At 64.1% G+C, this 343-nt stretch carries 1 protein-coding gene; it reads right to left on the reverse strand.

Features of this window, described 5'->3' with window-relative positions:
- On the reverse strand, positions 1-318 hold a 318-nt coding region (locus tag EN852_RS37095; protein ID WP_135879781.1), incomplete at its 3' end, for an ATP-binding cassette domain-containing protein.
- Positions 319-343: the final 25 nt, after the last annotated feature.

The following is a 343-nucleotide window of genomic DNA, read 5'->3' on the forward strand; positions in this document are numbered from 1 at the left end:
GAATTGCTGAAAAATCATGCCGACCTTCAGGCGCAACGCCTTGAGATGCGCCTCGTCGGACAGGAACTGGGCGCCGGCGACGACGATCGAGCCTTCATCGATGGTCTCCAGCCCGTTGATGCAGCGCAGCAGCGTCGACTTGCCGGAGCCCGAACCGCCGATAATGGCGATGACCTCGCCGTCGCGCGCCGACAGCGACACGCCCTTCAGCACATGCAGCTGGCCGAACTTCTTGTGCAGGTTTTCGACGTGGATGGCTTCGGCGGCGCCGCTTTGCGCCTCGCCGGATGGGACTGCGGCAGCCTCCGCCACGCTCACCGGGTGACCTCAAAATGGGCAGTTC

This window comes from Mesorhizobium sp. M2E.F.Ca.ET.209.01.1.1, from assembly GCF_004010375.2.
GTDB lineage: Bacteria > Pseudomonadota > Alphaproteobacteria > Rhizobiales > Rhizobiaceae > Mesorhizobium.